Raw genomic sequence first — 23,755 nt, forward strand, 5'->3', positions numbered from 1 at the left:
GACCTCTCCGCCTGGGAAGTCCCGCCGGTGGGGTGCGGGCGGGCCGGGCAGGGCCCCGCGCAGGTGCAGCAGCGTGACGGCCGCCGCCGACGCGAGGCCGAGCGCCGTGCAGCAGGCGTACGGGAGCCAGCCCGGGCCGCCCCGCGTGACGGTGTCCATGGCCCACCCGACGCCCGCGCCGACGGCCGCCGTCACCACGCCCGACACGGCGTAGAACAGGCCGTAGAAGGTGCCGGTGAGCTCGGGCCGCCCGAAGGCGGGGACGGTGTCCAGCACGAAGGGCTGGGCGGTCATCAGCCCGAGGTACAGCAGCAGGGCCCCGGCCAGGACGGGCACGAGGCGCGCCGGGTCCGTCCCCGCGGTTCCCGCGACCAGCGCCGGCGGTACGAAGCCGAGCCCGCCTACGGCGAGTCCGGCGGCGATCCAGCGGCCCGGGCCGCCGCCGCGCGCGGTGAGCCGGCGGGTGAGCCGGAGCTGGAGGAGGAGGCCCGCGACGGTACCGACGACGAACAGCAGCCCGACGGCACCCGTCCGACCCGTGGCCTGCCGAGCGGCGTGCGCGAGCAGCAGATAGAGCTGGCTCTCCATGCCGTACATGCCGGTCATGGCCAGCGCGAAGGCCACGAAACGGCGGTTGCCCGCGGCCTCCCGCCAGTCGCCGAGGACGGAACCGGCGGGCCGTGGCCGCTCCCCGGCGGGCAGCGCCGCGGCCTGCGCGATCGTGAGCAGCGCGAACACACCCGCCGCGGTGAGCGCCGCCGTCCTGAAGCCGCCGAGCAGCAGCAGGGTCCCGAGCAGCGGCCCGAGCAGCGCCCCGGCCGTCGCGAACACCTGGAACAGCGCGAACGCCTCGGTCCTGCGCTCGCCGGCCTCCCGGGCCACGTACGCCCGCACGGCCGGGTTGAACAGGGCACCGGCCAGACCACTGAGCACCGACGCGGCGATCAGCACGGGCAGTGCGTCGCCGAGGGCGAACAGCGCGAAGCCCAGGGTGCGCAGCGCGCAGCCCGCGACGATCACGCCCCGGGCCCCGAGACGGTCGGCCGCCGAGCCCCCGATCAGGAACAGCCCCTGCTGGCTGAGGTTGCGCAGGCCGAGGACCAGCCCGACCACGGCCGCGGACAGCCCGAGGTCGTCGGTGAGATGGGTGGCCAGGTACGGGACGAGCAGGTAGAAGCCGGTGTTGACGCCGAACTGGTTGACCAGCAGCAGCCGCACGGCCGGCGGGAGGCCGCGCACCCCGGCGAGCGTCCTCACCGTGCCGCCCCTGCGGGTATGTCCGCGCGGGGCCGTACTCCCAGGCCGCCGCGCGGGGCGGGGCGTACGGTCCCGTCGGTGCCGCCGATCCCGGTCCATGGGTCGTCGGCGAGGAGCAGATGTCCGTCGAGGTCGGCCCAGCGGGCGCGGTCGACGAGGTGGACGGCGGGTGCGATGCCCAGCGAACTGGCCGTGAGGCAGCCGAGCATGAGGTCGGTGCCGCTGCCGCGCAGCGCGGCGTGGATACGCAGTGCGTGGCGTACACCGCCGCACTTGGCGAGTTTCACGTTGACTCCGTGGACGCGTCCGGCGAGGGCGGTGGCGTCCTCGTAGGTGACGGCGTCCTCGTCGGCGATCACCGGCAGCGGGGAGGCGGCTGCGACCCGGGCCAGGGCCTCGGGACGGCCGGGCGCGACGGGCTGTTCCACGGCGGTGACACCGAGCGCGGCGAACCGCGGCAGCAGGGCGTGGGCCTGCTCCTCGGTCCAGGCCCCGTTGGGGTCGAGCAGCAGTTCCGCCGCGGGCGCCGCCTCGCGGACGGCCGCGACCCGGTCCAGGTCCTCGGCGGCTTCGGGGGACCCGGCCTTGACCTTCAGGACGGTGAATCCGGCCGCGACGAGCCGGCCGGCCTGTACGGCGGCGGTCACGGGAGGGACGATCCCGATGGTGCGCGCCGTGCGCGCGGACGGCGGCACGGGGGTGCCGAGCAGCTGATGAGCGGGCGCACCGGCCCGCTTCCCCGTGAGGTCCAGTACGGCGGCCTCGACCGCGGCGAGGACCCCCGGCGGCAGACCGGCACCGAGCGGACCCGCGGGGGCGAGGTCCGCCCAGGCGGTCTCCGGGTCCGGAAGCCGCTCCACCTCGGGACGCAGGGCGCTCACCCGGCGCAGGATCTCCTCGGTCGGCAGTCCGAGGTACCGGCTGCTGACGGCCTCGCCCCAGCCGCGCAGTCCGCCGTGCTCGAGGGCCACCCAGACCGCGTCGCGGCGGGCCATCACGGAACGGGAGATACGCAGCGGCTCGGCCAGCTCCAGCGAGACGGTGTGCCAGGTGAGTCTCATACGGCGCCTCCGTGGGCCGGAGCACGGACGCCTCGCGACGTGGTGGCGGAGTCGAGGACGGTGCGGCAGCGGGTCCAGCCGAGTGCCTCGGTCGCGCGGGGGTGCGGGATCTCCAGCGGGCGGGTGGCCGGCGCGGTGCCGGTGAGGCCGTGCGCGTGACAGAAGTCGTCGTCGTAGACGGTGCCGAGGTAGCGGTGCGGCCCGTCGGGGAAGACGGTGGCGACGACGGCGCCGGGCTCGGCCCTGGCGGCCCACGCGGCGACCAGGGCGACCGCGCCGGTGCTCCAGCCGCCGCTGACGAAGCTGCCGCGGGCGAGCCGGCGACAGGTGTCGACGGCCTCGGCGGGGCCCACCCAGTGCACCTCGTCGAAGACGCCGTGGCGGACGTTGGCGGGGTGGATGCTGCTGCCCAGTCCGCGCATCAGGCGCGGCCGGGCGGGCTGGCCGAAGATGGCGGAACCTACGGAGTCGACGCCGATCACCTTCAGCCGGGGCCAGCGGCGGCGCAGCGGGCCGACCAGTCCCGCGCTGTGCCCGCCGGTGCCGACGCTGCACACCAGGACGTCCATGTGGTCGAGCTGCCCGATCAGTTCGGCGGCCATGGAGCGGTAACCGGCCGGGTTGTCGGGGTTGTTGTACTGGTCGGGCCAGTAGGCGTCCTCGGTGCGGGCCAGGACCTCGCGCAGCCGGGCGATCCGGGCGGCCTGCCAGCCGCCGCGGGCCGCGGGGCGGTCGACCAGTTCCAGCCGGGCGCCGTGGGCGCACAGCAACTGCCGCATGGACGGCTCGAGTTCGCTGTCACCGACCAGGAGGACGGGGTGGCCGAGGGTCTGTCCGGCGAAGGCCAGCCCGATGCCCATGGTGCCCGAGGTGGACTCCACGACCGTGGCTCCGGGGCGCAGTTCGCCGCGCCGCCTGGCCGCGGTGAGCATGGACATCGCGGCGCGGGCCTTCATCCCGCCCGCGCTGAGGCATTCGAGCTTGGCCCAGAAGCCGGGGTGGGGGTGGGGCAGTTCGGTGCGGACGCGGGCGAGCGGTGTACGGCCCAGCAGGGGCAGCAGATCGGGGTTGGCCCCGGCGGGGGCGCCGAGTTCGGGCGGAGCGAGGGTCATGCACTGTCTCCGTAGCGGTGGATGGTCCCCGGGCCGCCGTCGAGCCAGAAGAACGGGTACGGCTCGGCGGACACGGCACTCACCCCGGCTCCGAGGAAGCGGGGCAGGACGGCGCTGCCGGTCTGGGCGAACATCACCAGCGGCTTGCCGGTCGCGGCGGCGTGGTCGAGCAGTCCCTGGAAGCTGCCGTTGCCGAGGGTCATGCCGGAGGCGAGGATCGCGCCGCAGCGCTCCAGGTGGGCGGGCGTGTCGGTCAGCACGGGCTCGCCCCACTCGGTGGTGCCGCCCTTGAGGTCGCACGGAAGGTAGTCGACGCCTCGCGAACGGAGCTGTTCCAGCAGGGAGTTGACGACGCCGACGACGAGGACCGGGCGGCGCTCGCCGAAGCGGCGGGCGTGCGTGTCAGTCGCGGCGCGGTCATCGGCGTCGGTCCGGGGTCCGGCACCCGTGTGCGCGCCCAGCAGATCGACGACCGCCCGGGCCCGGGCCCGCGAGCGGCTCAGCGAACCGCCGGCCGGCAGGGCGTACGGTCGGGCGCCGTTGTCCGGTGTGTGCGGGCGTACGTGGGCGAGGTAGGCGTCGAGGGCCGCGATCCGCACGGGCAGGACCGGATGGCCGAGCAGGTCGGCCACGCGGGCGCCCACGCAGTCGTCGAGGGCGCCCTCGGGCAGGGTCCCCGGCTCCACCGCGCACGATCCGACAGCGGCGTCGAGCCGCAGGCTGAGCACCTCGTTGCGGTAGCCGCGGGCACGGCCCGCGTGACGGACGGCCTGGGAGGTGGTGAAGGCGAGCGAGACCCGCTCGTGGGCCGGGTCGGGTCCGTACGCCCCGGCACGGACCAGGCCGAACAGCCGGTCGACGGTCCGGACGACGGGGTCGCCGAGCGTCGGCGCGGGGCCGTGCGGGGCCCGGCGTTCCGGAGACGGACGCGGGGCGGACAGGGCAGACGCGTGCGGGGCGGACTCCGCAGACGGCTGCGGGACGGACAGGGTCACGCGGGCACCGCCGGGGACAGCTCGTAACCGGGACGCAGACCCGCCAGCAGCCGCTCGGCGTTCGCGCGGGCGCCGTCGCCCTCGGTGTCGACGGTCATGACATGGCCGAGGTACTCGTTGTTGCTGGTGGCGGCCCGTACGGCGCGGCCGGGTTCGGCGAGGCCGAGTTCCCGCACCTCGGGCCGGGCCCGGACGTCCTCGGCCCCCTCCACGCCCGTGAGGGTGCCCTCGGCGCCGGGCAGGAGGAACGCGATGGCGGCGCTGCGCACACCGGTCTGTCGCGGCGTCAGGTCGGGTGCGCGGCCGAGGGCGACGTCCACACAGGCGGTGGCCAGGTCGACGCCGGTGACATGGCGGACCAGTTCGGTGATGCGGTTGCCCGCCGGGCGGGGGTTGACCTCGACCACCCGGGGCCCGTCGGACGTCAGCTTGATCTCGGTGTGGCAGACCACCTGGTCCAGGCCCAGCGCCTCGACCGCCCGCAGCGCGGTCCCGACGGCCTCCTTCGCCTCGGTCTCCGCGACGGCGGCCGGGAACATGTGGCCGGTCTCGACGAAGGCCGGCGCCCCGCCGATGCTCTTGTCGGTGACGCCGACGGCATGGGTGGTTCCGCCGAACGAGACGGTCTCGACGCTGACTTCGGGCCCGTCGAGCATTTCCTCGAGCAGGACGACGGGGACGCGGTCCTGGCCGCGCGCGTTGACCGGGAACTCGGCCAGGGCCCGGCAGGCGAGCTCCAGTTCGCGCTCGTCGCGCACCGCGCGGACCAGCATGCCGGCGCACAGGTCCACCGGCTTGACGACGAGCGGGTAGCCGAGCTCCCGGGCGGCGGCCGCCGCGTCTCCAACACCCTCGCGGATCGCGAACCGGGGCCCGGCCACTCCGGCCTCGGCGAGCACCCGGCGCGTCAGGTCCTTGCGGCAGGCCGCCTCGACGGCCTCCGGAGCCGGGCCGGGCAGGCCGAGCCGCCGGGCCGCGTGGGCGACGGCGGGCAGGTAGTAGTCGCACGAGGAGACCACGCCGTCGAAGCCGAGGACGGTGTGCAGGCCCTCCAGCCGCGCGAGGAGCGCGCGCGTGTCGTTGGTGTCCGCCGTGATGACGTTGCGGGCCGTGAGCAGCGGGTGCGTCCCCTCGCCCGCGGGTGTGACACGCAGGTAGTGGTGCAGGTCGCGGGTGACGAAGGTGAACTCGTGCCCCGCCTCGCGGATCGCTCTGGGCAGCAGCCTGCTCATCGACCCCACCCAGCTTTCGATCACCAGCAGATGTCCCATCGGACTTCCTCCCGGACTGCCGTCGGTTTCTGTGCGACGCAGACGTTATCCGAAATCGTTTTCATTTCCAATAGAGCAGTTTTCGGGTAACGTGCGGAACCCCACGGCAGGAGAGGCGGAGTCCGGTGACAGAACTGACGCGAGATCAGAGGGTCGGGCCGTACACGGTGCGGCACGCGAGGAGCGGGGACCTGCCCGGCGCCCGGAGCGTCATGCTGGACACCTTCTACCGGGAGTTCGACTACGGATATGTGCCGGAGTGGCACCCCGACGTCGTCGACCTGGAGGGCACGTACCTGCGCGATCCGCGGCACACGCTGATCGTGGCCGTACGCGACGGCGGCGAGGTGGTCGGCACCACCGCCCTCAACTCGCGCGGGCCCGCCCATCCTCCGCACCCGCGAAGCCTCGTCGAGCGCTACCCCTCAGGACGGACCGCCCAGTTGCTGCGCGTGTACGTGCGCCCCGGACACCGGCGTCACGGGCTCGCCCGCGCGATGGTGCGCACCGCCTGCGACTTCGCCGCGAAGGTTCCCGGGTACGAACGTGTCTACCTGCACACCAACGTCGACATCCCCGGCGCGGAGGGCTTCTGGCGCAGCCTGGCCACCGAGGTCTTCGACGCCCGCCCCACCGGGGAGCACGGCGGCTTCGGCACCGTCCACTTCGAGATGCCGCTCGACACCGCGCTCACACCCATGGGCTGACAGCACAGGAACGCCCCGTCCGCAGCGACGGGACAAGCCGTCGAGTGTGGGCGGGGCGTCCGTATCCCGGCACCGCCTGCTCTCAAGTACCGTTGCCCTGACCGCACACCAGAGCATGCGCCTCGATCTCGACTGCGGGCAGTTCCTCCCGGATGCCGCAGGCGAACAGCCCCGAGTACGTGGCCGCCGACCACGTGGACAGCGTGCCCCGCACCGTCCCGCTCCCGGAAGCACCGCAGTCGTACACGAAGGACGCCTCTACGGTCCTCACACCCACCACGGCCACCAGCACACCGTCGGACCTGCCGGACGACACGGTGAGGGTTCTGTCCCCTTCGGGCAGAGTGAAGGTGTCCCCCACCCGCGCGAGGTCGGAGTCCGTCCGATCCGCGAGGGAGTCCACGGCGGCCCGCCCGGCCGCCGCCCCCTCGGGGAGCGGCGGGTACACGTTCGCCCTCAGGGTGCGCAGCGGAACGAGCCCGAACGTCGTCCTGACCGTCTTTCCCGCCGGAACGCGCACGTGCTGGGCGTCGGACACAGCGGCCAGTCTCATCTGCCCGGTCACCTTGCCCCAGCGGAATGTGCCCCCTCGGCAGCTCCAGTCCCGCGGAGAGGGACGGCTCGCGGCGGTCGTGCCGGCCGTCGACGGGTGCGCGGCCCGGGGCTCCCCGGCCGCGGTGCAGGACGCCGTCGCCAGCGCGGCGACGAAGGCGGTGGCCAGGGCGACCGCACCGCGGATCGGCTTACGTCCCACCAGTTCTCCTGTCGCCCGCACACCACCCCGGAATCTTCACAACCGGCGCGGCCGGTTCATCAAAGCCGAAGATGATCACAGCAGGCCACAGGTGATCGGAAACGGTACGAGACCGTGATCAGCCTCGGACGGCCGCCCGGGGACGCGGTCCGGCACCGGTGACCGCGCACCGGGCTCCGGACTCAGCTCTCTTTGGGACCCCGGGACCCCGTCGAGCCGGCGCCGGGAGGCGTCGCCGAACACCTGACCACGCTCGGCCTTCTCCAGCAGAAGGGCCGGCCGGTCGAACCGCCCGCCGTACGTCCCGGCGAACTCCCGGGCCCGCTCGACGAAGCCGGGCAGGCCGCCGTCGTAGCCGTTGATGTACTGGAGCACACCGCCGGTCCAGCCGGGGAAGCCGAGGCCGATGTTGTGCGGCAGGTCCTCCCTCGACTCGAAGCACGTGGAGAACGTGCCCCACGAGACGCCCGCCGTCTGCGCCACGGCCTCCGGGGTGAAGCCCGACCAGCCGTGGCGTTCCAGTACCTCGCGGCCCGCGAGGATCAGCCCCTCGCGGGTGCGCCGGCCGCGCAGGGTGGTCGGCGGCTTCGGGCGGACTTGGTCCTCGGACGTCCCGTGCGAACCATCATGCATGTCCCGAACGAGCCTCTGACGTGGCGCTCTCCTGCCTTCGCACCCGAGGGCCGCGCCGTACCGGGCAGCGGGATCCCGTGAGCGGGAACGCCCGCGGCAGGTCCCGCGACGAGTCCCGCGACGGAACCGCACCGCAAGCGCCGGCCCGGGCTCCGGGCCATAGTGGACGCGTACCGAGGCAGGCAGACAGGCAGCACCGTCGGCTCCTGGAGGGGTTGTGACCGGGCTGGTCCGAGGTCCGCGGATCGTGGTCGTCATGGGTGTGTCGGCGTCCGGGAAGTCCACGGTCGGCGCACGGCTGGCGCGGCGGCTCGGGGTGCCGTTCATGGAGGGCGACGATCTGCATCCCGCCGCCAACCGCGCCAAGATGGCGTCCGGGCGTCCGCTCGACGACTCCGACCGCGGTCCGTGGCTGGCGGCCCTCGCCGAATGGGTCCGCGCGGCCGCCGGTGAACGGGGCGGAGTCCTCTCCTGCTCGGCCCTCAAACGCGCCTATCGCGACCGGCTGCGCGACACGGGCGCGGACCTGTACTTCGTCTACCTGGCCCTCGACCACCGGCTGGCGGCACAGCGCATCGCCCGCAGGCAGGGTCACTTCATGCCGCCGGCGCTGCTGGACTCCCAGTACGCGATCCTCCAGCCGCTCCAGTCCGACGAGCCGGGCGTGACCGTCGACGGATCGGGCAGCCCGGAGCAGATCCTGACGATGGTGGTGCGGGACCTGGCCGGGCCGGCCGGATAGCGGGACCGCGGCCACCGGATCATGCTGCGGCTCATGGAACTGGCCCACCTCCGCATGGTGATGCCGCCCTCGGTCACCGGCCCGGCCCTCGGCCTGCTCGCCGCGCACGACGGCGTGCCGAACCTGGTGGCGGTGAGGGCGGGTCACCTTCCCGAGGGCGACGCGGTGGAGTGCGACGTGGTGCGGGGAGCCGCCGACGAACTGCTGGGCCGGCTGCGCGCGCCGGGGGTCGACCGTACGGGGTCCATCGCCGTGGAACAGGTCGGCCTGATCCTCTCGCGCCGCGCCGAGGAGGCCGTGGGCGAGCAGCCCCGGGCGCTGGCGAACGCGCCGCTGTGGGCCGGGGTCGAGGCGAGGATCCGGGCGGAGACCACCTATCCGCCGTCCTTCTACCTGTTCCTGGCCGTCGCCGGGATCATCGGTTCGGTCGGCATCATGACGAACTCGCAGATCCTCATCGTGGCGGCGATGGTGGTCGGCCCCGAGTACCACGCGATCGTCGGCGTCGCGCTCGGTCTGGCGGTCTGGACCGCCGCGGCCGCCGCAGGGTCGTCGAGGGGCTCCACGCGCTGGGCGCCGGATTCGCCCTGGCCATCGTGGTGACGTTCGGCTTCGCGGTGCTGTCCCGTGCGGCGGACCTCCAGTCGCGGGCCTTCGAGCTGGGGCTGTGGCCCGTCTCCCATCTCGTCGACTCCCCCGGCTTCTTCTCCGTCGTCGTCGCCTTCCTCGCCGGCATCGTGGGGATCGTCTCGCTCACGGAGGCGCGCGGCAGCGCGCTGCTGGGTGTCTTCATCTCCGTGACGACCATTCCCGCCGCCTCGGACATCGCGGTCTCGCCGGCCTTCGCCGACTGGGACCAGGCCCGCGGTTCGCTGATTCAGCTCCTGCTGAACGTGGTCGTCCTGGTGGTCGTCGGTGTCCTCACGCTGCGTGTTCAACGGTGGATGTGGAGCCGGGCGGCCGGCAGAGCGGCCCGGTCCGGGCCGCGACGTGGGCGGGGGCTGGGTCCGGCCGTTCCCCGCGCGCCGTCGAGGACCCCCCGTCGTACGCTGAGCCGGGGGGCGTTCGGGTGAATGGACACCGGAAGGGCTCCCCCGATGGACGAATACCCCCTCATCGAGGACCACGGCCTCGTCGGAGATCTGCAGACCGCTGCGCTGGTCACCACCGACGGCTGTGTCGACTGGTTCTGTGCTCCCCGCTTCGACTCGCCCAGCGTGTTCGGGGCGCTCCTGGACAAGGACAAGGGCGGGCACTGCACGGTCCGGCCGGTGCACCACGCCTACGCGACGAAGCAGTTGTACCTGCCCGACACCGCGATCCTGGTGACCCGTTTCATGACCGAGGCGGGCGCGGGTGAGGTGCTCGACTTCATGCCCGTGACCGGCACGACGGTCACCGAGAGTCACCGTCTGGTGCGCATGGTCCGCTGTGTACGCGGCAGGATGACCTTCGAGGTGGAGGTGGCCCCGCGCTTCGACTACGGGCGCCGGCCGCACCGCGTGCACATCTCCGGCCACGGCGCCCTCTTCACCGCGGACGACGGCTCCGAGCTCGCCGTGCACCCCATCCGCGAGCCGAACGACGAGCGCGTACTGCGACTGCTGCCCGACCGCCGCGACGCCCTGCACTTCACCCTCACCCTGGAGGCCGGGCAGGAGCGCGGACTGGCGCTGGAGTGGGCGCCCGGCGGACCGCCGCGGGACATCCGGCTGGCCGAGTACCGGGAACTGTTCGACGAGACCGTGCTGTTCTGGCGTTCCTGGCTGCGGCAGTCCCGCTACCAGGGCCGCTGGCGCGAGACCGTGGAACGCTCGGCGATCACACTGAAGCTGATGACCTTCGCGCCGACCGGTGCCGTGGTGGCCGCCCCGACGGCCGGCCTGCCCGAGCAACTGGGCGGCGAGCGCAACTGGGACTACCGGTTCACCTGGATCCGTGACGCGTCCTTCTCCGTGTACGCCCTGCTGGGGCTGGGGTTCACGGAAGAGGCGAAGGCCTTCACCCAATGGCTCGCCGACCGTGTCAAGGAGCGCGCGGGAAGTGCCGGTGACACCGGCCCCCTGAACATCATGTACCGCGTGGACGGCTCCTCGGACCTGGTCGAGGAGACCCTCGACCACTGGGAGGGCTACGCGGGTTCGGCGCCGGTACGCATCGGCAACGGCGCCGCCGAACAGCTCCAGCTGGACATCTACGGCGAGGCCCTCGACAGCATCTACTTCGCGCACCGGCACGGCCTCCGGGTGGGACACCGCGGCTGGAACGCGCTCCAGACCAATCTGGACTGGCTGGTGGACCACTGGGACCAGGCCGAGGAAGGGCTGTGGGAGACGCGCGGCGGCCGACAGCACTTCACGTACGGCCGCGTCATGTCCTGGGTGGCCTTCGACCGCGCCCTGCGCCTGGCGGAGTCCAACGGCCGCCCCGCCGCCGCCGACCGCTGGCGGGTCGCACGCGACGACTGCTACGAGCAGGTCATGGCCAAGGGCTGGAGCGAGGCCCGTCAGGCGTTCGTCCAGCACTACGGCAACGACGTCCTCGACTCCTCCATGCTGCGCATGGCGACGGTCGGGTTCATCACCCCCGACGACCCCTTGTGGACGTCGACGCTGGCCGCCATGGAGGAGGAGCTGGTCAGCGACAGCCTGGTCTACCGGTACAACCCGGAGGCCTCGCCCGACGGCCTGCGCGGTTCCGAGGGCACCTTCTCCCTGTGCACCTTCATGTACGTCGACGCCCTGGCCCGGGCGGGCCAGACGGACAAGGCGCGGCTGGTGCTGGAGAAGATGATGGGGTACGCCAACCATCTGGGGCTGTACTCCGAGGAGATCGACCCGACGGGCCGTCAACTCGGCAACTTCCCGCAGGCGTTCACCCATCTGGCTCTCATCGACGCGGCCATCACCCTGGACGCCGCCCTCAACCGCTCCTAGACACCCCGAGTCCGGACGTCACGGCGTACCGACGTCCTGTTCGTCCTGACGTCAGTGCGCCGAGTCCGTGGCCGGTGCCGGGCTCAGCAGGACGAGCGTGTCGCCCTCGCCCGGGGCGACCTGCCGCCCCGCGGTGACGGGTTCCAGCCGGCCGTCACCGCGTACCACGAAGACCGTCTCATAGCCGGGCTCTGACGGCTCGGACGCCCGGCGCACCCGGAAGCGGGCGCCCTGCTCGTGACGGGCCGCCAGGGCGTGGCGGACGAGGGCGCGGCCGAAGAGGATCTCGTCGGCGGTACCGGCGGTGTAGGGAGCCACCACGCCCGGGACGTCGGGCGGTGGCCCGATCCGGTAGACCGGGCCGTCGACGCTGTCGCGCAGCACGACCGAGACGAGGGCGTTGAAGTCGTCGTCGTCGGTCAGCAGGAAGACCGAGGTGACCCCCTCCAGCCGCGCCTGCGGATCGGTCGCCACCGTCATGAGTTCGCCGGACGCCAGCTCCAGGCCCGCCGCCTCGATGCGGGCACGCCCCCGCTCGGTCCCCGCCCACATCAGCACCTCCAGTCCGGCTGCGCGCAGTGCCTCGGCGAGGTCGACGACCCAGGGCTCGTCGCCCAGGAGCAGCGGTCGGGCGCGCGAGGGGCGCACCACGCCCAGCCGGGTCGCCACCGGTCTGGCGGTCAGGCCGTAGACGACGACCGTTGCGACGATCACCAGGAAGGTCACCGGGAGGATCTTGTCGGCGTCGCGCAGTCCGTCGGCCGCGAGGGCGGCCGAGAAGGTGGTGGCCGTGGAGGCGGCGACGATGCCGCGCGGCGCCATCCAGCCGATGAAGGCACGTTCCCGGCCGGACAGTTCCGTTCTGAGCGTGGACAGCCACGCGATCGCGGGCCTGACCACCAGCACCAGTGCCCCGACCAGCGCCGCGGTGGGCAGCAGCACCGGGACCAGGGAACTGGGCGTCACCGTGGAGGAGATGGAGATGAACAGCAGCCCGATGATCAGCTGAACCAGCGTCTCGAAGAACGGCCGCCGCACGGGCATGTCGAAGCCGGGCAGGTTGGCCACGATCAGCCCCATGAGGATCGCGGCGATCAGCCCGGTGTCGTCGTACAGCGCGTCGCAGCAGGCGGCGACCACCACGACGGCGGCCAGTTGGGCCAGGGTGCCGAGGGTCTCGCCCAGGCGCAGCACCCGCAGGGTGAACCACAGCAGCCCGGCGCCGACCGCGCCGCCCGCGAGCCCGACCAGGACACTGCCGAGGAACGCGCCGAGGCGGAAGTGACCGGTCTGGAGGCCTCCGGCGACGATGGAGTGGAAGACGACGGCGCCGAGGATGCCCCCGACGGCGTCGATCAGGGACCCCTCCCAGACCAGCACGCGACGCACCTTGTCCGAGGGTCTGACGTGCTCGAGCAGCGGGCCGACCACGGTCGGCCCGGACACCACGAGGATCACCCCGATCATGCTGGCCACGGCCGCCGGGATCCCGTACAGGGCCGGGCCCAGCAGCATCACCGCCGCCCAGGTGAGCGCCACCTGGAGCAACAGCAGCCGGACCACGGTGTGCCGGATCGCGCCCCTGAGCAGCCGCAGGTCCAGGCCGAGGCCGGCGTCGTAGAGGATGAGCGCCACCGACAGCGACACGAGGGGCGAGAAGTCGGGTCCCACCAGCCGGTCCGGGTGGATGACATCTGTGAGGGCTCCGGCGGTGAACCCGGCCGGGAGGAGCACGATCAGGGCCGGGATCCGCAGCCGGCCGGCGAGGATCTGGGAGCCGACGGCGAGCGCGACGGTCAGGGCCATGCCGAGCAGGATGTCGTCCTCGCTCATCGCACCCCCCGCCCGCGCCGTGCCGTCGCCGGACGCGGCCCGCCGCGGGACTCACTCACCGCCGCCGCGCCTGAGGTCGGCGTCGGTGAGACCCTCCAGTTCGCCATGGGTGTCCAGCCAGTACAGCAGGGCGACCGCGGGCATCACCAGGACCAGGGCGACCAGCGTGACCACGCCGAGCCAGCGCAGGGTGGTGTCGGCGCCCGCTCCCTCGGCGACGGTCAGAGAGGTCGGGAGCAGGTACGGCCGCTGCGCCAGCCCCCAGGCGAGGATGGCGCAGGCGACCACACCGACGGCCGTGGTCCGTGACCAGGAGCCGGAAGGACGCAGGAGCAGCCCGGCGGTGGCGAGGGTGCACACGGCCGCCGTCACCGCGAGGAGCAGGCCCAGGCCGTGTGTGAGTCCGTGCCAGACGTGCGTGGCGTCGTCGTGGGCGAAGAACAGCGTGATCACCGCGAGCACGGTGAGCGCGGCGAGCGCGGCCCACGCCCGGCGCCGGAAGTAGCGGTCCAGGTCGGGAGCGTCGAAGCGGCGGGCGTCCGCGGCGAGGAACACCGCCCCGAGCATGGCGGTGCTCGCGACGGCGAGCAGGCCGAACATCACCGGTGTGGGGTGGGCCCAGGCGTCCACCGACGCGGTCGCGTCCGCCGTCACCCGGCCGGACGCCACTCCCCCGGCCGCGACACCGAAGAAGAACGGCGTCAGCAGGGACGAGACGGCGAACGCGGCGCCGTACAGCCGTCGGCCGGCCAGTCGGCGGGAGGGCTTGCGCAGCGCGAATCCCGCGCCGCGCAGCACGATCCCCACGGCGGCCAGCGCCAGCGGCAGCCACATCACCGTGAACAGCCGCTGGAACATCACCGGGAAGCCCGTCCACATGATGACGAGGACGAAGATCAGCCAGACGTTGTTGACCTCCCAGACGGGGGCCATCGCGTGGTCGATGAGCCGGCGGGGCCGCTTGCCGCGCCTGGCGCCGCCGGCGATCAGGTCCCAGAAGCCGGCCCCGTAGTCGGTGCCGCCGCCGCAGGCGTACGCGGCGACGGCCAGCAGCAGGACGACGGCGATGACGTCCGCGATCACGGTCCGTCCTCCGATGTCGGGGACGGCCCGTCGCCGACCGGTCCGGCCGACGCGCCGGACGGCACCGTGGAGCGCGGCCCGTACGGCGTGTCCGTCTCCGGTGAAGGCTCGGGTGTCCCGCCCTCGCGGCGCCCGTCCTGTTCGTCGGCGAGCCGCCAGCGGGTGCGCATCTTCAGCAGCACCACGAGGAACGAGCCGAAGACGCACACATAGACCACGACGACCAGCGAGAACATGATCCACAGAGTGGTGGACCGGGTCGAGGTGACCGCCTCGGCGACACGCATGTTCTGGTAGACGATCCAGGGCTGGCGCCCCACTTCGGTGGTGATCCAGCCGCATTCCACGGCGACGACGGAGGCGACTCCCGCCCCGGCGGCGCACCGGTAGAACCACGGCGACGCGGGCGGTCGGCGGCGCCGCAGCCACACCAGGCCGTACCACAGGGCCAGCAGCAGCAGGACGGTGCCGATGCCGACCATGATGTCGAAGGCCCAGTGGGTGATGGTCGCCTGAGTGGCCGTCGGCCGTTCGTCGGCGGGGACGGAGGTCAGTCCGGTCACCTTGGTGTCGGGTCGGAAGCCCGCGAGGATGGAGTCCAGCTGCGGGATCTTGATGCCGCCGGAGATGCTGCCGTCGGGGTGGAGGCGCCCGAACAGGTACTCCGGCACATGGGTGTCGGTCTTCCAGACGATCTCCATGGCGGCGAACTTGATCGGCTGTTTGTGGAAGACCTGCCGGGCGATCGAGTCGCCGAGCACGAACTGCACGGGGGTGAGGACCGCGGCGACCGTGAAGGGGATCGTGAAACCGAGCCGGTGGTAGTGGTCCCGGCGGCCGCGCAGCCAGCCGACGGCGTACACACCGGCCACGACGTACCCGGCGGTCACCAGCATGGCCACCACGAAGTGCCAGTACTGCGGCCCGAACATGGGTGTGAAGATCGCCTTCCAGATCTCCACGTCGACCGGGTTGCCCTCGGAGTCGAGGCTGAAGCCGCGCGGGGTGTTCATCCACGAGTTGGCGGCCAGGATGCCGAAGGCGCCCAGCAGGGCGGTGGCCGGCAGCGGCAGTCCGAGCAGGAAGTGGGTGCGGGCGGGCAGCCGTCGCCAGCCGTAGAGATAGACCGCGATGAGGACGGCCTCCAGGAAGAAGGCCCAGGCCTCGACACCGAACCCGATCCCGAAGACATCGCCCCATCTGCCCATCAGCCCCGGCCACAGCAGCCCGAACTCGAAGGACAGCACGGTGCCGGTGACCACGCCGATGGCGAACTGGACCGCCATCACCGCCGACCAGCGGCGCGCCAGCAGCAGAGCCGTCCGGTCTCCCCGGCGCAGGCCGTAGCCGTGCAGGATGAGCGTGATCAGCGGCAGTGCCACGCCGAGCGGCACGAGGATGATGTGGGACGCCAGCGTGAAGGCCATCAGGGATCTGGCCGGGAGCAGTTGTGCCGGCGCGTCGGCCAGCACCTGTAAGGTGCTCTGCATCGGTTTCCGTCCGGGACCGTCGCGTGTGCCGTGTCAGCCGCCGGTCGCGAAGCCGGGGAAGAGGGTCATCCCGCCGTCCACGTAGATGGTGGTGCCCACCACGTAGTCCATGAGGTCGGAGGCGAGGGCGACGGCGGTGTACGCGATGTCCTCGGGGTCGCCGATACGGTCGTACGGGATCAGCCGCAGCAGGTCCTCGCGGGCGGTGGCGGTCTCCCACGCGTCGCGGTTGATGGGGGTCTTGATGGCGCCGGGGCCGATGGCGTTGACCCGGATCTTCTTCGGCGCGAGTTCCTGTGCGAGGGTCTCCATCATCATCTGCACACCGCCCTTGGAGGCGGCGTAGTTGACGTGCCCGGTCCACGGGATCATCTGGTGCACGGAACTCATGCAGATGATCTTTCCGGCGGCACGCGACACCTCGGGGACGACTCCGCGCCGCAGGAACTCCTTCGTCGCCTCACGGGCGCAGAGGAACTGCCCGGTGAGGTTCACGTCGAGGACCTTCTGCCACTGGGCGAGGGTCATCTCGGTGAACGCGGCGTCGCGCTGCATACCGGCGTTGGCCACCAGGATGTCGATGGTGCCGAACTCCCGCACCATCCGGTCCATCATGGCGACGACCTGCTCCTCGTCGGAGACGTCCGCCTGGTAGGCCGCCGCGCGCACCCCGAAGGCGGTGATCTCCTCCACCACCTTCTCGGCCTCCTCGGGACCGACGACGTAGTTCACCACGACATCGGCGCCGGCCCGGCCCAGGGCCACGGCCGTGGCCCTGCCGATCCCGGAGTTCGCACCGGTGACCAGGGCCTTCTGACCCTGGAGCAGATGGACGGGGAGCACGTCGCGGGGCGCGCCCTCGGGTGAGCTCACGATGACTTCTCTCCTCCGCTGCGAGGCAGGGTCACCCGGGCAACGGCCCGGTGGCCGGAACCCCCACACCAGCACCGTGGACGCGCGCCCGCGCACGTACGGCGTCCCCGCTGCGCCGACCGGCCCTGGTTCTTCACCCGTTCGGGCCGCCCGGCGCGTCAGCCCAGCCGCTCCAGGAGGTGATCGCCCACCCGGAGGGCGTCGGCCATGGCGGTCAGCGACGGGTTGACCGCCCCGATGCCCGGGAAGAAGCTCGTGTCGACGACGTACAGGTTGTCGACGTCGTGCGCCCTGTAGTGCGCGTCCAGGGCGGAGGACGCCGGGTCGGTGCCGAACCGCACCGTGCCGGTCTGGTGCGCGGTGGCGCCGATGGGCATTCCCTTGTGCAGGCAGATGCTGCGCGACAGCAGGTGGTGCTCGTGCATCCCGAGCCTGCCGAGCACCTTTCAGTACTGGACAGTCTAGTTCTTTTATGACTACTGTAGCGACCACGACCCGGCGAGTACTAAACCGTCCAGTTCCGCCCAGGGGGCGAACGCCGTCGAAGCCCGGCCGGCAGCCGTCGCCGCCCGCCCGGGCAGGGCGCAGCCCCGCACGCCGCAGCACACCAGCGACAGGAGTTCAGGATGACCACGCCACCCAAGGGCCCCGCCAGCTACTTCCCCTCCATCGAGAAGAAGTACGGCCACCCGATCGCGCACTGGCAGGGCCTGATCCGCACCTCGCCCCTGACCAAGCACATGGAGCTCGTCACCTGGCTCAAGACCGAGCACGGACTCGGTCACGGACACGCCAACGCGCTCGTCGCGCACACGCTCGCGGAGGACAGCGCCAAGTAGCGCGCGGACGGTCACGTGAGCGGCGGGAGTGTACGATCGTACGCTCCGAGCGTACGATCGTACGCATGACGACGGACCACTTCGCGGGCGACCCGCGCACCAACCTGGAACGCATGCAGGCGGGCGACCTCTACATCGCCGACGACCCCGAGATCGCCCGCCGCCAGCAGGAGGCGGTTCGCCTGGCCGCCCGCTACCAGGCCGCGTACGCGGAGGACGCCGACACCGCGCGGCCGATCCTCGCCGAACTCCTCGGCGCGCTGGGCGAGGAGGCGCATGTCAGGCCGCCCCTCAACGTCGACTACGGCAGCAACATCAGCATCGGCGCCCGCACCTTCGTCAACTACAACCTCGTCGCACTCGACGTCGCGGCCATCACCGTCGGCGAGGACTGCCAGATCGGCCCGAACGTCCAACTGCTCACGCCCACGCACCCGTTGGAACCGAAGCCGCGGCGCGACAAGCTGGAGGCGGCCAAGCCGATCACCATCGGGGACAACGTATGGCTGGGCGGCGGGGCGATCGTCTGCCCCGGAGTCACCATCGGCGACAACTCCGTCATCGGCGCGGGTGCCGTGGTCACCAGGGACATCCCCGCGAACGTCGTCGCCGTCGGCAATCCCGCCCGGCCGGTACGCGACCTGTAGGACAGCCGCCATGGCCACCGGACACACCGACTCCCAGCGCCGCGCGCGCATTCTCGACGCCGCCCTCGACCTGATCGCCGAGGAGGGCATCGCCCGGGTCTCCCATCGGAAGATCGCCGCTCGTGCCGGTGTCCCGCTGGGGTCGATGACCTACCACTTCAGCGGGATCGACGACCTCCTCCGGGAGGCGTTCGCCCGCTTCAGCGACCATGTCGTCGCCGTCTTCGACGCCCATCTGGCCGCCCCCGCCGACGCGGCGGCGGCCCGGCAGGCGGTGGCCGACCTGGTCCACGCCCTGTCGGACGGAAGCCGGCGCGACCTGGTCCTCGCCCAGGAGCTGTACACCCTGGCCGCCCGGCAGCACGCCTACCGCGAGCTCACCCATGAGTGGATGCGGCGCAGCCGCGTCCATCTGGAGAAGCACTTCGACCCTGACACCGCCCGGCAACTCGACGCCCTCATCGAGGGGTTGACCCTCCATCGGGCCCTGTCACCGCAGCCCCACGGGCGCGCTCTGACACTGGAGGCGATCACCCGCATCACCGCGGCGGGCGGGCGGTCCGGCTGAGCGGTGGGGGCGGGCACGAGGGCGGGGACCCGAAGGTGCCCGCCCGCGCAGGCGGCGGGGTCCGGAGGCGCACGTCGGCGTCGGCCGCCGAGGTGCGCAGGGAGACCCGCAGGTCACCAGTAGTGCCGTCGGCCGGCGACCGCGTGCCCGGCGGCGCCCATGATCCAGAGAATCGCGCCGACCACGGCGAGGATGAGCCCGATCGTCCACAGGATCGAGACACCGGTGACAAAGCCGATGACCAGCAAAATGATGCCGATGAGGAGCATGACCGTCTGACCCTTCTGCCAGTCGGCCACTGCCGGGTGCAGTGCCTGCACCGCTTTCAGCAGCGGCCGGGAAACGGGAAAGTCGCCCGTGAGCGCCGAATTCCCCGAACCCGTGAAAGCACTCCTGTTCCGGCAGAAATATCGCGACGGTCGCCTCCGTGGATCAGCCTCGCCTGGCAGGCGTGCGCTTGGGCTTTTCGGAGGACGCGGACTTCCTGGAGCGGGCGGTTCTCGCCGTGGTCCGGGGTGCGGGGCGGGAGGTCTCGGCCGCCTCGGCCTCGGCGGCCGGGGCGGTCGCGGACGGCCGGCCCGTCGGCCACTTCAACTCGATCTCCAGCTCGATCTCGCCGTCACCGACCTCGACTTCCACCTCGGTACGGAGCTCGTCCGGGAACCGCAGGCTCACCACGCCCGAGCCCAGCTCCAGCTCGGCGTCCCCGCCCTCCCTGAGCGCGTCGGCGAGCGCCGAGAGCCGGTCCGCGGCCTCCTGGCGGGACAGGGAGTTCTTCCACTCGAAACTGAGATCCTTTGCCATGCCTCCACCATTCGCCGCAAAGTCTGCATAACGGGCAAGACTCATTGTCGTTGCCGGTGACGGATCCGCATCCGGGCCGCCGACAGCGGGCCAGGGCCCTTCTGATGGATCTCCGTGGGAGAAGGAGCGGCGTCCGGTGCGTGCGATCGGCGTGCGGTGCGGAGGGTCGCGTGGCGGAGCCACCTGTCCCTTCGCGCCGTGCGGCTGGGGGCACCTCCCACGCCCTTGAGGCGGTGGGGGAGGGCATGCCGGGCGTCGCGACGCCGCGGAGATCCGTCAGAAGGGCCCTAGCGGCCCTTCTGACGCGGCAGGGCCGTCAGACGTGTTCAGGGTTCTCGAAGAAGGAAGCGATGTTGTTCCACATGAAGGCGTCCTTCCAGTCCGGTCGCCCCTCGGCCCAGCCGCTCAGAGCGGTGATCACCTTCTCCTGGGAGAGCGTCAGGGTCTGGTAGTGCTCGGCCGCCGTCCCGTCGCGGAACTCCAGCTGGTAGGTGTTGTCGTCCCTCAGCAAGACCTGCGCGTACCAGCCGCCGGGCGCCGCCTCGTCGACTCGCTCGACGATGGCGAAGGTGTTGCCCGGGCCGAGGCTGGCCACCATGCGGCTCAACGCCGCAGGCCCGGGATCGCTCACGTGTCGACCCTGCTCATCACTCGCTCGAAGCATGAGCCGATCATCCCGCACGGCACTGACAACAGCCGAAGGGCGGCGAGGTCGGCCGCCCGCGTTCTGGTTCCGCGTGGGGCGCACCGGCCTCGTGATGGCACCCCGGCACGCCTCACATCCCCTGCTGCACGACTCCCCGGGTCGAGAAGGAAACCGGGTCCTTGCCCGTGAAGTCGCCCGGGGGGATGCCCGGATGGTGGCCCTCGCCCGCCGCGGCCGGGGCGGTGCCGGGGGCGAGGGAGAGGCGGGAGACGATGCGGTAACGGTCGCCGCGGTAGAGCGAGTGGACGTATTCGACCGGGCGGTCGAGGGTGTCGGTGGTGAGACGCTCGAAGAGGAGCGCCGGGGACAGTTCGGGTACGTCGAGCAGGTCGGCCTCGGCACGGGTGACGACGGTGGGCTCGATCGACTGGACGGCCTCGCTCACGTGGACGCCGTGCCGGTCGCGGAGGTGCTCGTAGAGGTCGCCCTGTTCCAGTTCCTCACTGGTCAGGTCGGGCACGAGATCCGCTCGGACGTGGAGGTGCTCGATGGCCATGGGTGAGCCGTCGACCAGGCGGAGTCGGGCGACGTAGCGGATCTCCGCGGCCGGGGAGATCCGCAGCTTCCGGCCGACGCGGGCGCCCGCCGGAAGGGTACGCAGTTCCAGGAGTCTGCTGGTCCACACCCCGCCCGCCTGCGGCAGGCTGAAGGCGTGGCGGTCGGAGATCAGCTCCTGAGTGATCTTCTCGGCGGCCACGAACATGCCCCGCCCGTGCTCGCGCACCAGCAGCCCCGCGACGACGAGTTCGTCGACGGCCGCCCTCAGGGTGGGCCGCGAGACGCCGAGTTCGGCGCACAGGACGCGCTCGGACGGGATGGCGTCGCCGGGCCGGCGCACCTCGATGAGTTCGAGGATCGCGTCGCGCACCCGCTCACGCTTGAGCATCGCGCCGGAGGCGGCCGGGTCGATCTCCATACCGTGCTCTCGTTCGTCGTCGGGACCATGACTGGTCATGTCACTGGTCTGCTGGTCACCTCACTCTAGCCCTGCGGATTCCAGGGATCCAGCCACTCCCCGTCGCCGCGTCGGATCGGAGCTACCGGCGCATGGAGGGTTGACAGCCCCATTGGTCCATGCCACTTTCGATCCCGCCAACTGGTAAACCCCAAGTGGTCAAGTGGTCAGGTCGGGGTTGACCTGCTGTGCCCCTCTCCTCTCCCCTCCCCAGTTCCCAGAGGTCATCCATGAGCCACCGCTCCCTCGCCCTGCTCGGCGCGCTGCTGCTGAGCACCGGCCTCGTCGCCTGTTCCTCGTCCGACGGCACCTCCGGCGGCACGTCCGACGCCGGCGGCCGGACCGCCCTCGACGTGTGGCTGATGCGCGACAGCGTCTCGGCCGCCTTCCAGAAGGACTTCGAGACCGGCTTCGAGAAGGCCCACCCCGAGATCGACGTGCGGATCCAGATCCAGGAGTGGGACGGGATCGGCGAGAAGGTCACCGCCGCCCTGGCCAGCAACGACGCCCCGGACGTCATCGAGGTCGGCAACACCCAGGTGGCCCAGTACGCCCAGAGCGGCGGGCTCACCGACTTCACCGCCAAGGTCGCCGAGCTCGGCGGTGACAGCTGGCTGAAGGGCCTCGCGGAACCGGGCGCCTACCAGGGCAAGCAGTACGGCATCCCGTACTACGCCGCCAACCGCGTCGTCGTCTACCGCACCGACCTGTTCGCGAAGGCCGGGGTGGACGCCAGGAGCATCAAGACGCGCGAGCAGTGGATAGCCGCCACGGAGAAGCTCAACACCAAGGGCACGCAGGGCATCTACCTGCCCGGCCAGAACTGGTACGTGCTGTCAGGGTTCGTCTGGGACGAGGGCGGCGACCTCGCCGTCCGCACGGGCGACGCCTGGAAGGGCGGGCTCGACAGCCCCGAGGCCCTGCGCGCCATGGCCTTCTACAAGAGGCTCCAGGCGCTCGGCAGGGGCCCCAAGGACTCGGACGAGGCCCAGCCCCCGCAGGCCGAGGTCATGGCCAAGGGGCGGATCGCCCAGATCATCGCGGCACCCGGCGGCGCCAACGTCGTGACACAGAACAACCCCGCGCTGGAAGGGAAACTGGGCTTCTTCCCGATCCCCGGCAAGACCGCGAGCACCCCGGGCGCCGTGTTCACCGGCGGCTCCGACCTCGTCGTGCCGGTGGTCGCCGCGCACCAGGACGAGGCCTTCACCTTCATCAGGGAACTCACCGGCGACGCCTGGCAGAAGAAGCTCGCCCTCGCGATGAGCTACGTCCCGAACCGGACCACCCTGGCGGGCGCCGTCGCCTCCGACCCCGGTGCCGCGGCCATGGCGGTGGGCGCCGCCAACGGCCACGCCACGCCCAACACCCCCCAGTGGGCGGCGGTCGAGGCCAAGAACCCCGTCAAGGACTACATGACGGCCGTGCTGACGGGCGGCGACGCGAAGACGGAGGCGGCCAGGGCGTCCGAGTACATCACCACCACGCTGAACAGCGGTTCCTGACGATGACGGTGACGCCTGTCCGATCCCCCCGGCCAGGCCCCTCCGGCAGGCTCGGCTCCTCCCGGACACCGGCCGGCCGCGGCGGCCGCCGCCCGTTCACCCCCTGGCCCTACCTGCTCATCACCCCGGCCGTCGTGGGCATGCTCTACCTCCTGCTCTACCCGCTCGCCCGAGCCCTGATCATCTCGATGCAGGACTTCCGTCTGCGCCAGCTCATCCTGGGCGACGCCCGGTTCGTCGGACTGCGCAACTACCGGACCCTGCTGGCCGACCCTCGGTTCTGGGACTCCGTGGGCCGCACCTTCCAGTTCATGGCGGTCAACGTCGTGGCGATCATGGTCCTGTCCACACTCGTCGCCCTGATGATCGAACGGCTCGGCCGGGTCACCAGGACCGTGGTCCTCAGCTCGCTGGTACTCGTGTGGGCCGTACCCGTCGTGGCCGCCACCACCGTCTTCCAGTGGCTGTTCCACTCCGAGTTCGGAATCGTCAACGAAGCCCTCACCGGCCTCGGCTTCGCGTCCTTCGAGGGCTACACCTGGTTCGCCCACGGCGGCACCGCGTTCACCATCCTCGTCGTCCTCGTCGTGTGGCAGTCCGTGCCCTTCGCCGCGATCACCCTCTACTCCGCCCTGACGACCGTGCCGCAGGAGCTCTACGAGTCCGCGCGGCTCGACGGCGCCGGCGCGTCCCGTGTCTTCCGCTCGGTCACCTTCCCGCTCGTCCGGCCGATCTTCATGCTCGTGCTCTGCCTCGAAGTCATCTGGACGTTCAAGGCGTTCGTCCAGATCTGGGTGACGACCCGCGGCGGGCCGGGCGACGCCACCACCCTCCTGCCCGTGTACGCCGTCCAGACGGCACTGGCGGGCCAGCGCTACGACCTCGGGTCCGCGGCCTCCATGGTCACGGTGCTGCTGATGAGCGGCGTACTCGTCGTGTACTTCCGCCAGTTGCTGCGTCAGGAAGGGGAGCACCTGTGACCAC

23 protein-coding genes and 3 pseudogenes are annotated in these 23,755 nt (G+C 71.9%); 10 read left to right on the forward strand and 16 right to left on the reverse strand.

All coding sequences use genetic code 11. The annotated features are described in order from the left end of the window. Positions 1-33: 33 nt before the first annotated feature. From ACFYR0_RS24710 to ACFYR0_RS24730, 5 genes and pseudogenes are all read right to left on the reverse strand, one after another. Positions 34-1,257 (reverse strand): annotated as a pseudogene (locus tag ACFYR0_RS24710) (MFS transporter); the annotation flags it as partial. Further along, entirely contained in the window at positions 1,254-2,318 is a 1,065-nt protein-coding gene (locus tag ACFYR0_RS24715) for a dipeptide epimerase (protein WP_389331972.1), read from the reverse strand. The gene ACFYR0_RS24715 and the pseudogene ACFYR0_RS24710, both read right to left, overlap by 4 nt. Next, positions 2,315-3,430, reverse strand: a complete 1,116-nt coding sequence (locus tag ACFYR0_RS24720) for a PLP-dependent cysteine synthase family protein (protein ID WP_389331975.1) — start codon at positions 3,428-3,430, stop codon at positions 2,315-2,317. Before ACFYR0_RS24720 ends, ACFYR0_RS24715 begins: the two co-directional genes overlap by 4 nt. After that, positions 3,427-4,281, reverse strand: a complete 855-nt coding sequence (locus ACFYR0_RS24725) for a Rossmann-like domain-containing protein (protein WP_389332252.1) — start codon at positions 4,279-4,281, stop codon at positions 3,427-3,429. Before ACFYR0_RS24725 ends, ACFYR0_RS24720 begins: the two co-directional genes overlap by 4 nt. Positions 4,282-4,421: 140 nt before the next feature. Then, entirely contained in the window at positions 4,422-5,696 is a 1,275-nt protein-coding gene (locus tag ACFYR0_RS24730) for an ATP-grasp domain-containing protein (protein WP_389331978.1), read from the reverse strand. Positions 5,697-5,908: 212 nt separating this feature from the next. Between ACFYR0_RS24730 and ACFYR0_RS24735 the strand changes: the two genes are divergently transcribed. After that, complete coding sequence (locus ACFYR0_RS24735) at positions 5,909-6,403, forward strand: GNAT family N-acetyltransferase (protein ID WP_389332255.1); 495 nt, start codon at positions 5,909-5,911, stop codon at positions 6,401-6,403. Between the two features lie 82 nt (positions 6,404-6,485). Here ACFYR0_RS24735 and ACFYR0_RS24740 read toward each other — a convergent pair whose 3' ends face one another. Next, a complete protein-coding gene (locus ACFYR0_RS24740) occupies positions 6,486-7,157 on the reverse strand; it encodes a hypothetical protein (RefSeq protein ID WP_389331981.1) in 672 nt (223 codons plus the stop codon). 429 nt (positions 7,158-7,586) lie between these two features. Beyond that, positions 7,587-8,117: pseudogene (locus tag ACFYR0_RS24745) on the reverse strand (TetR/AcrR family transcriptional regulator); the annotation flags it as partial. Between ACFYR0_RS24745 and ACFYR0_RS24750 the strand changes: the two are divergent. From ACFYR0_RS24750 to ACFYR0_RS24765, 4 genes are read left to right on the forward strand one after another with little or no spacing between them, the layout of a single operon-like run. Next, positions 8,047-8,532 (forward strand): gluconokinase, encoded by a 486-nt coding sequence (locus ACFYR0_RS24750; RefSeq protein WP_389331984.1) that lies wholly within the window; start codon positions 8,047-8,049, stop codon positions 8,530-8,532. The pseudogene ACFYR0_RS24745 and the gene ACFYR0_RS24750 overlap by 71 nt on opposite strands. Before the next feature lie 33 nt (positions 8,533-8,565). Next, complete coding sequence (locus ACFYR0_RS24755) at positions 8,566-9,135, forward strand: hypothetical protein (protein ID WP_389331987.1); 570 nt, start codon at positions 8,566-8,568, stop codon at positions 9,133-9,135. Next, on the forward strand, positions 9,120-9,605 hold the full coding sequence (locus tag ACFYR0_RS24760) for a DUF389 domain-containing protein (protein WP_389332258.1): 486 nt from the start codon (positions 9,120-9,122) through the stop codon (positions 9,603-9,605). Before ACFYR0_RS24755 ends, ACFYR0_RS24760 begins: the two co-directional genes overlap by 16 nt. A 24-nt stretch (positions 9,606-9,629) precedes the next feature. Beyond that, positions 9,630-11,468: a glycoside hydrolase family 15 protein gene (locus ACFYR0_RS24765; RefSeq protein ID WP_389331990.1), complete on the forward strand. Its 1,839-nt coding sequence runs from the start codon at positions 9,630-9,632 to the stop codon at positions 11,466-11,468. Positions 11,469-11,519: 51 nt separating this feature from the next. Here the strand turns inward: ACFYR0_RS24765 and ACFYR0_RS24770 are convergent, their stop codons facing one another. From ACFYR0_RS24770 to ACFYR0_RS24790, 5 genes and pseudogenes are all read right to left on the reverse strand, one after another. Next, on the reverse strand, positions 11,520-13,301 hold the full coding sequence (locus ACFYR0_RS24770) for a cation:proton antiporter (protein WP_389331993.1): 1,782 nt from the start codon (positions 13,299-13,301) through the stop codon (positions 11,520-11,522). A 51-nt stretch (positions 13,302-13,352) separates the two neighbouring features. Then, entirely contained in the window at positions 13,353-14,384 is a 1,032-nt protein-coding gene (locus ACFYR0_RS24775) for a cytochrome d ubiquinol oxidase subunit II (RefSeq protein WP_389331996.1), read from the reverse strand. Further along, entirely contained in the window at positions 14,381-15,874 is a 1,494-nt protein-coding gene (locus tag ACFYR0_RS24780) for a cytochrome ubiquinol oxidase subunit I (RefSeq protein WP_389331999.1), read from the reverse strand. Before ACFYR0_RS24780 ends, ACFYR0_RS24775 begins: the two co-directional genes overlap by 4 nt. 33 nt (positions 15,875-15,907) lie before the next feature. Beyond that, positions 15,908-16,747 carry an SDR family oxidoreductase gene (locus ACFYR0_RS24785; protein WP_389332002.1) on the reverse strand — a complete coding sequence of 280 codons (840 nt, stop codon included), beginning with the start codon at positions 16,745-16,747 and terminating at the stop codon, positions 15,908-15,910. Positions 16,748-16,905: 158 nt separating this feature from the next. Continuing rightward, positions 16,906-17,190, reverse strand: a pseudogene (locus ACFYR0_RS24790) (GMC family oxidoreductase); the annotation flags it as partial. A 183-nt stretch (positions 17,191-17,373) separates the two neighbouring features. Here ACFYR0_RS24790 and ACFYR0_RS24795 point away from each other — a divergent pair. The 3 genes from ACFYR0_RS24795 to ACFYR0_RS24805 all read left to right on the forward strand — a co-directional run bounded on the left by ACFYR0_RS24795 (position 17,374) and on the right by ACFYR0_RS24805 (position 18,801). Continuing rightward, on the forward strand, positions 17,374-17,586 hold the full coding sequence (locus ACFYR0_RS24795) for a DUF4287 domain-containing protein (RefSeq protein WP_389332005.1): 213 nt from the start codon (positions 17,374-17,376) through the stop codon (positions 17,584-17,586). Between the two features lie 65 nt (positions 17,587-17,651). Continuing rightward, positions 17,652-18,233, forward strand: a complete 582-nt coding sequence (locus ACFYR0_RS24800; protein ID WP_389332008.1) for a sugar O-acetyltransferase — start codon at positions 17,652-17,654, stop codon at positions 18,231-18,233. 10 nt (positions 18,234-18,243) lie between these two features. Next, a complete protein-coding gene (locus tag ACFYR0_RS24805) occupies positions 18,244-18,801 on the forward strand; it encodes a TetR/AcrR family transcriptional regulator (RefSeq protein ID WP_389332011.1) in 558 nt (185 codons plus the stop codon). Positions 18,802-18,914: 113 nt separating this feature from the next. Here ACFYR0_RS24805 and ACFYR0_RS24810 read toward each other — a convergent pair whose 3' ends face one another. The 4 genes from ACFYR0_RS24810 to ACFYR0_RS24825 all read right to left on the reverse strand — a co-directional run bounded on the left by ACFYR0_RS24810 (position 18,915) and on the right by ACFYR0_RS24825 (position 21,227). Continuing rightward, positions 18,915-19,070, reverse strand: a complete 156-nt coding sequence (locus ACFYR0_RS24810; protein ID WP_389332261.1) for a DUF6131 family protein — start codon at positions 19,068-19,070, stop codon at positions 18,915-18,917. Positions 19,071-19,233: 163 nt separating this feature from the next. Beyond that, on the reverse strand, positions 19,234-19,605 hold the full coding sequence (locus ACFYR0_RS24815) for an amphi-Trp domain-containing protein (RefSeq protein ID WP_389332014.1): 372 nt from the start codon (positions 19,603-19,605) through the stop codon (positions 19,234-19,236). A gap of 316 nt (positions 19,606-19,921) precedes the next feature. Beyond that, positions 19,922-20,236, reverse strand: coding sequence for a hypothetical protein (locus ACFYR0_RS24820; protein WP_389332017.1), 315 nt, complete (start codon positions 20,234-20,236; stop codon positions 19,922-19,924). A gap of 145 nt (positions 20,237-20,381) precedes the next feature. After that, positions 20,382-21,227, reverse strand: coding sequence for a GntR family transcriptional regulator (locus ACFYR0_RS24825; protein WP_389332264.1), 846 nt, complete (start codon positions 21,225-21,227; stop codon positions 20,382-20,384). Positions 21,228-21,496: 269 nt separating this feature from the next. Between ACFYR0_RS24825 and ACFYR0_RS24830 the strand changes: the two genes are divergently transcribed. Together ACFYR0_RS24830 and ACFYR0_RS24835 are read left to right on the forward strand one after the other, a co-directional pair. Then, entirely contained in the window at positions 21,497-22,771 is a 1,275-nt protein-coding gene (locus ACFYR0_RS24830; protein ID WP_389332020.1) for an extracellular solute-binding protein, read from the forward strand. An 8-nt stretch (positions 22,772-22,779) separates the two neighbouring features. Next, positions 22,780-23,751 carry a carbohydrate ABC transporter permease gene (locus ACFYR0_RS24835; RefSeq protein WP_389332023.1) on the forward strand — a complete coding sequence of 324 codons (972 nt, stop codon included), beginning with the start codon at positions 22,780-22,782 and terminating at the stop codon, positions 23,749-23,751. Positions 23,752-23,755 lie beyond the last annotated feature (4 nt).

Source organism: Streptomyces sp. NPDC005017 (assembly GCF_042873115.1).
Classification (GTDB): Bacteria; Actinomycetota; Actinomycetes; order Streptomycetales; family Streptomycetaceae; genus Streptomyces.

What these genes read in the sequence shown, in the direction of transcription:
- ACFYR0_RS24715 (WP_389331972.1), bottom strand. Translation starts at nt 2,318, where the DNA reads ATGAGACTCACCTGGCACACCGTCTCGCTGGAGCTGGCCGAGCCGCTG.
- ACFYR0_RS24720 (WP_389331975.1), bottom strand. Translation starts at nt 3,430, where the DNA reads ATGACCCTCGCTCCGCCCGAACTCGGCGCCCCCGCCGGGGCCAACCCC.
- ACFYR0_RS24730 (WP_389331978.1), bottom strand. Translation starts at nt 5,696, where the DNA reads ATGGGACATCTGCTGGTGATCGAAAGCTGGGTGGGGTCGATGAGCAGG.
- ACFYR0_RS24735 (WP_389332255.1), top strand. Translation starts at nt 5,909, where the DNA reads ATGCTGGACACCTTCTACCGGGAGTTCGACTACGGATATGTGCCGGAG.
- ACFYR0_RS24750 (WP_389331984.1), top strand. Translation starts at nt 8,047, where the DNA reads ATGGGTGTGTCGGCGTCCGGGAAGTCCACGGTCGGCGCACGGCTGGCG.
- ACFYR0_RS24755 (WP_389331987.1), top strand. Translation starts at nt 8,566, where the DNA reads ATGGAACTGGCCCACCTCCGCATGGTGATGCCGCCCTCGGTCACCGGC.
- ACFYR0_RS24765 (WP_389331990.1), top strand. Translation starts at nt 9,630, where the DNA reads ATGGACGAATACCCCCTCATCGAGGACCACGGCCTCGTCGGAGATCTG.
- ACFYR0_RS24770 (WP_389331993.1), bottom strand. Translation starts at nt 13,301, where the DNA reads ATGAGCGAGGACGACATCCTGCTCGGCATGGCCCTGACCGTCGCGCTC.
- ACFYR0_RS24780 (WP_389331999.1), bottom strand. Translation starts at nt 15,874, where the DNA reads ATGCAGAGCACCTTACAGGTGCTGGCCGACGCGCCGGCACAACTGCTC.
- ACFYR0_RS24795 (WP_389332005.1), top strand. Translation starts at nt 17,374, where the DNA reads ATGACCACGCCACCCAAGGGCCCCGCCAGCTACTTCCCCTCCATCGAG.
- ACFYR0_RS24800 (WP_389332008.1), top strand. Translation starts at nt 17,652, where the DNA reads ATGACGACGGACCACTTCGCGGGCGACCCGCGCACCAACCTGGAACGC.
- ACFYR0_RS24805 (WP_389332011.1), top strand. Translation starts at nt 18,244, where the DNA reads ATGGCCACCGGACACACCGACTCCCAGCGCCGCGCGCGCATTCTCGAC.
- ACFYR0_RS24810 (WP_389332261.1), bottom strand. Translation starts at nt 19,070, where the DNA reads ATGCTCCTCATCGGCATCATTTTGCTGGTCATCGGCTTTGTCACCGGT.
- ACFYR0_RS24815 (WP_389332014.1), bottom strand. Translation starts at nt 19,605, where the DNA reads ATGGCAAAGGATCTCAGTTTCGAGTGGAAGAACTCCCTGTCCCGCCAG.
- ACFYR0_RS24825 (WP_389332264.1), bottom strand. Translation starts at nt 21,227, where the DNA reads ATGGAGATCGACCCGGCCGCCTCCGGCGCGATGCTCAAGCGTGAGCGG.
- ACFYR0_RS24830 (WP_389332020.1), top strand. Translation starts at nt 21,497, where the DNA reads ATGAGCCACCGCTCCCTCGCCCTGCTCGGCGCGCTGCTGCTGAGCACC.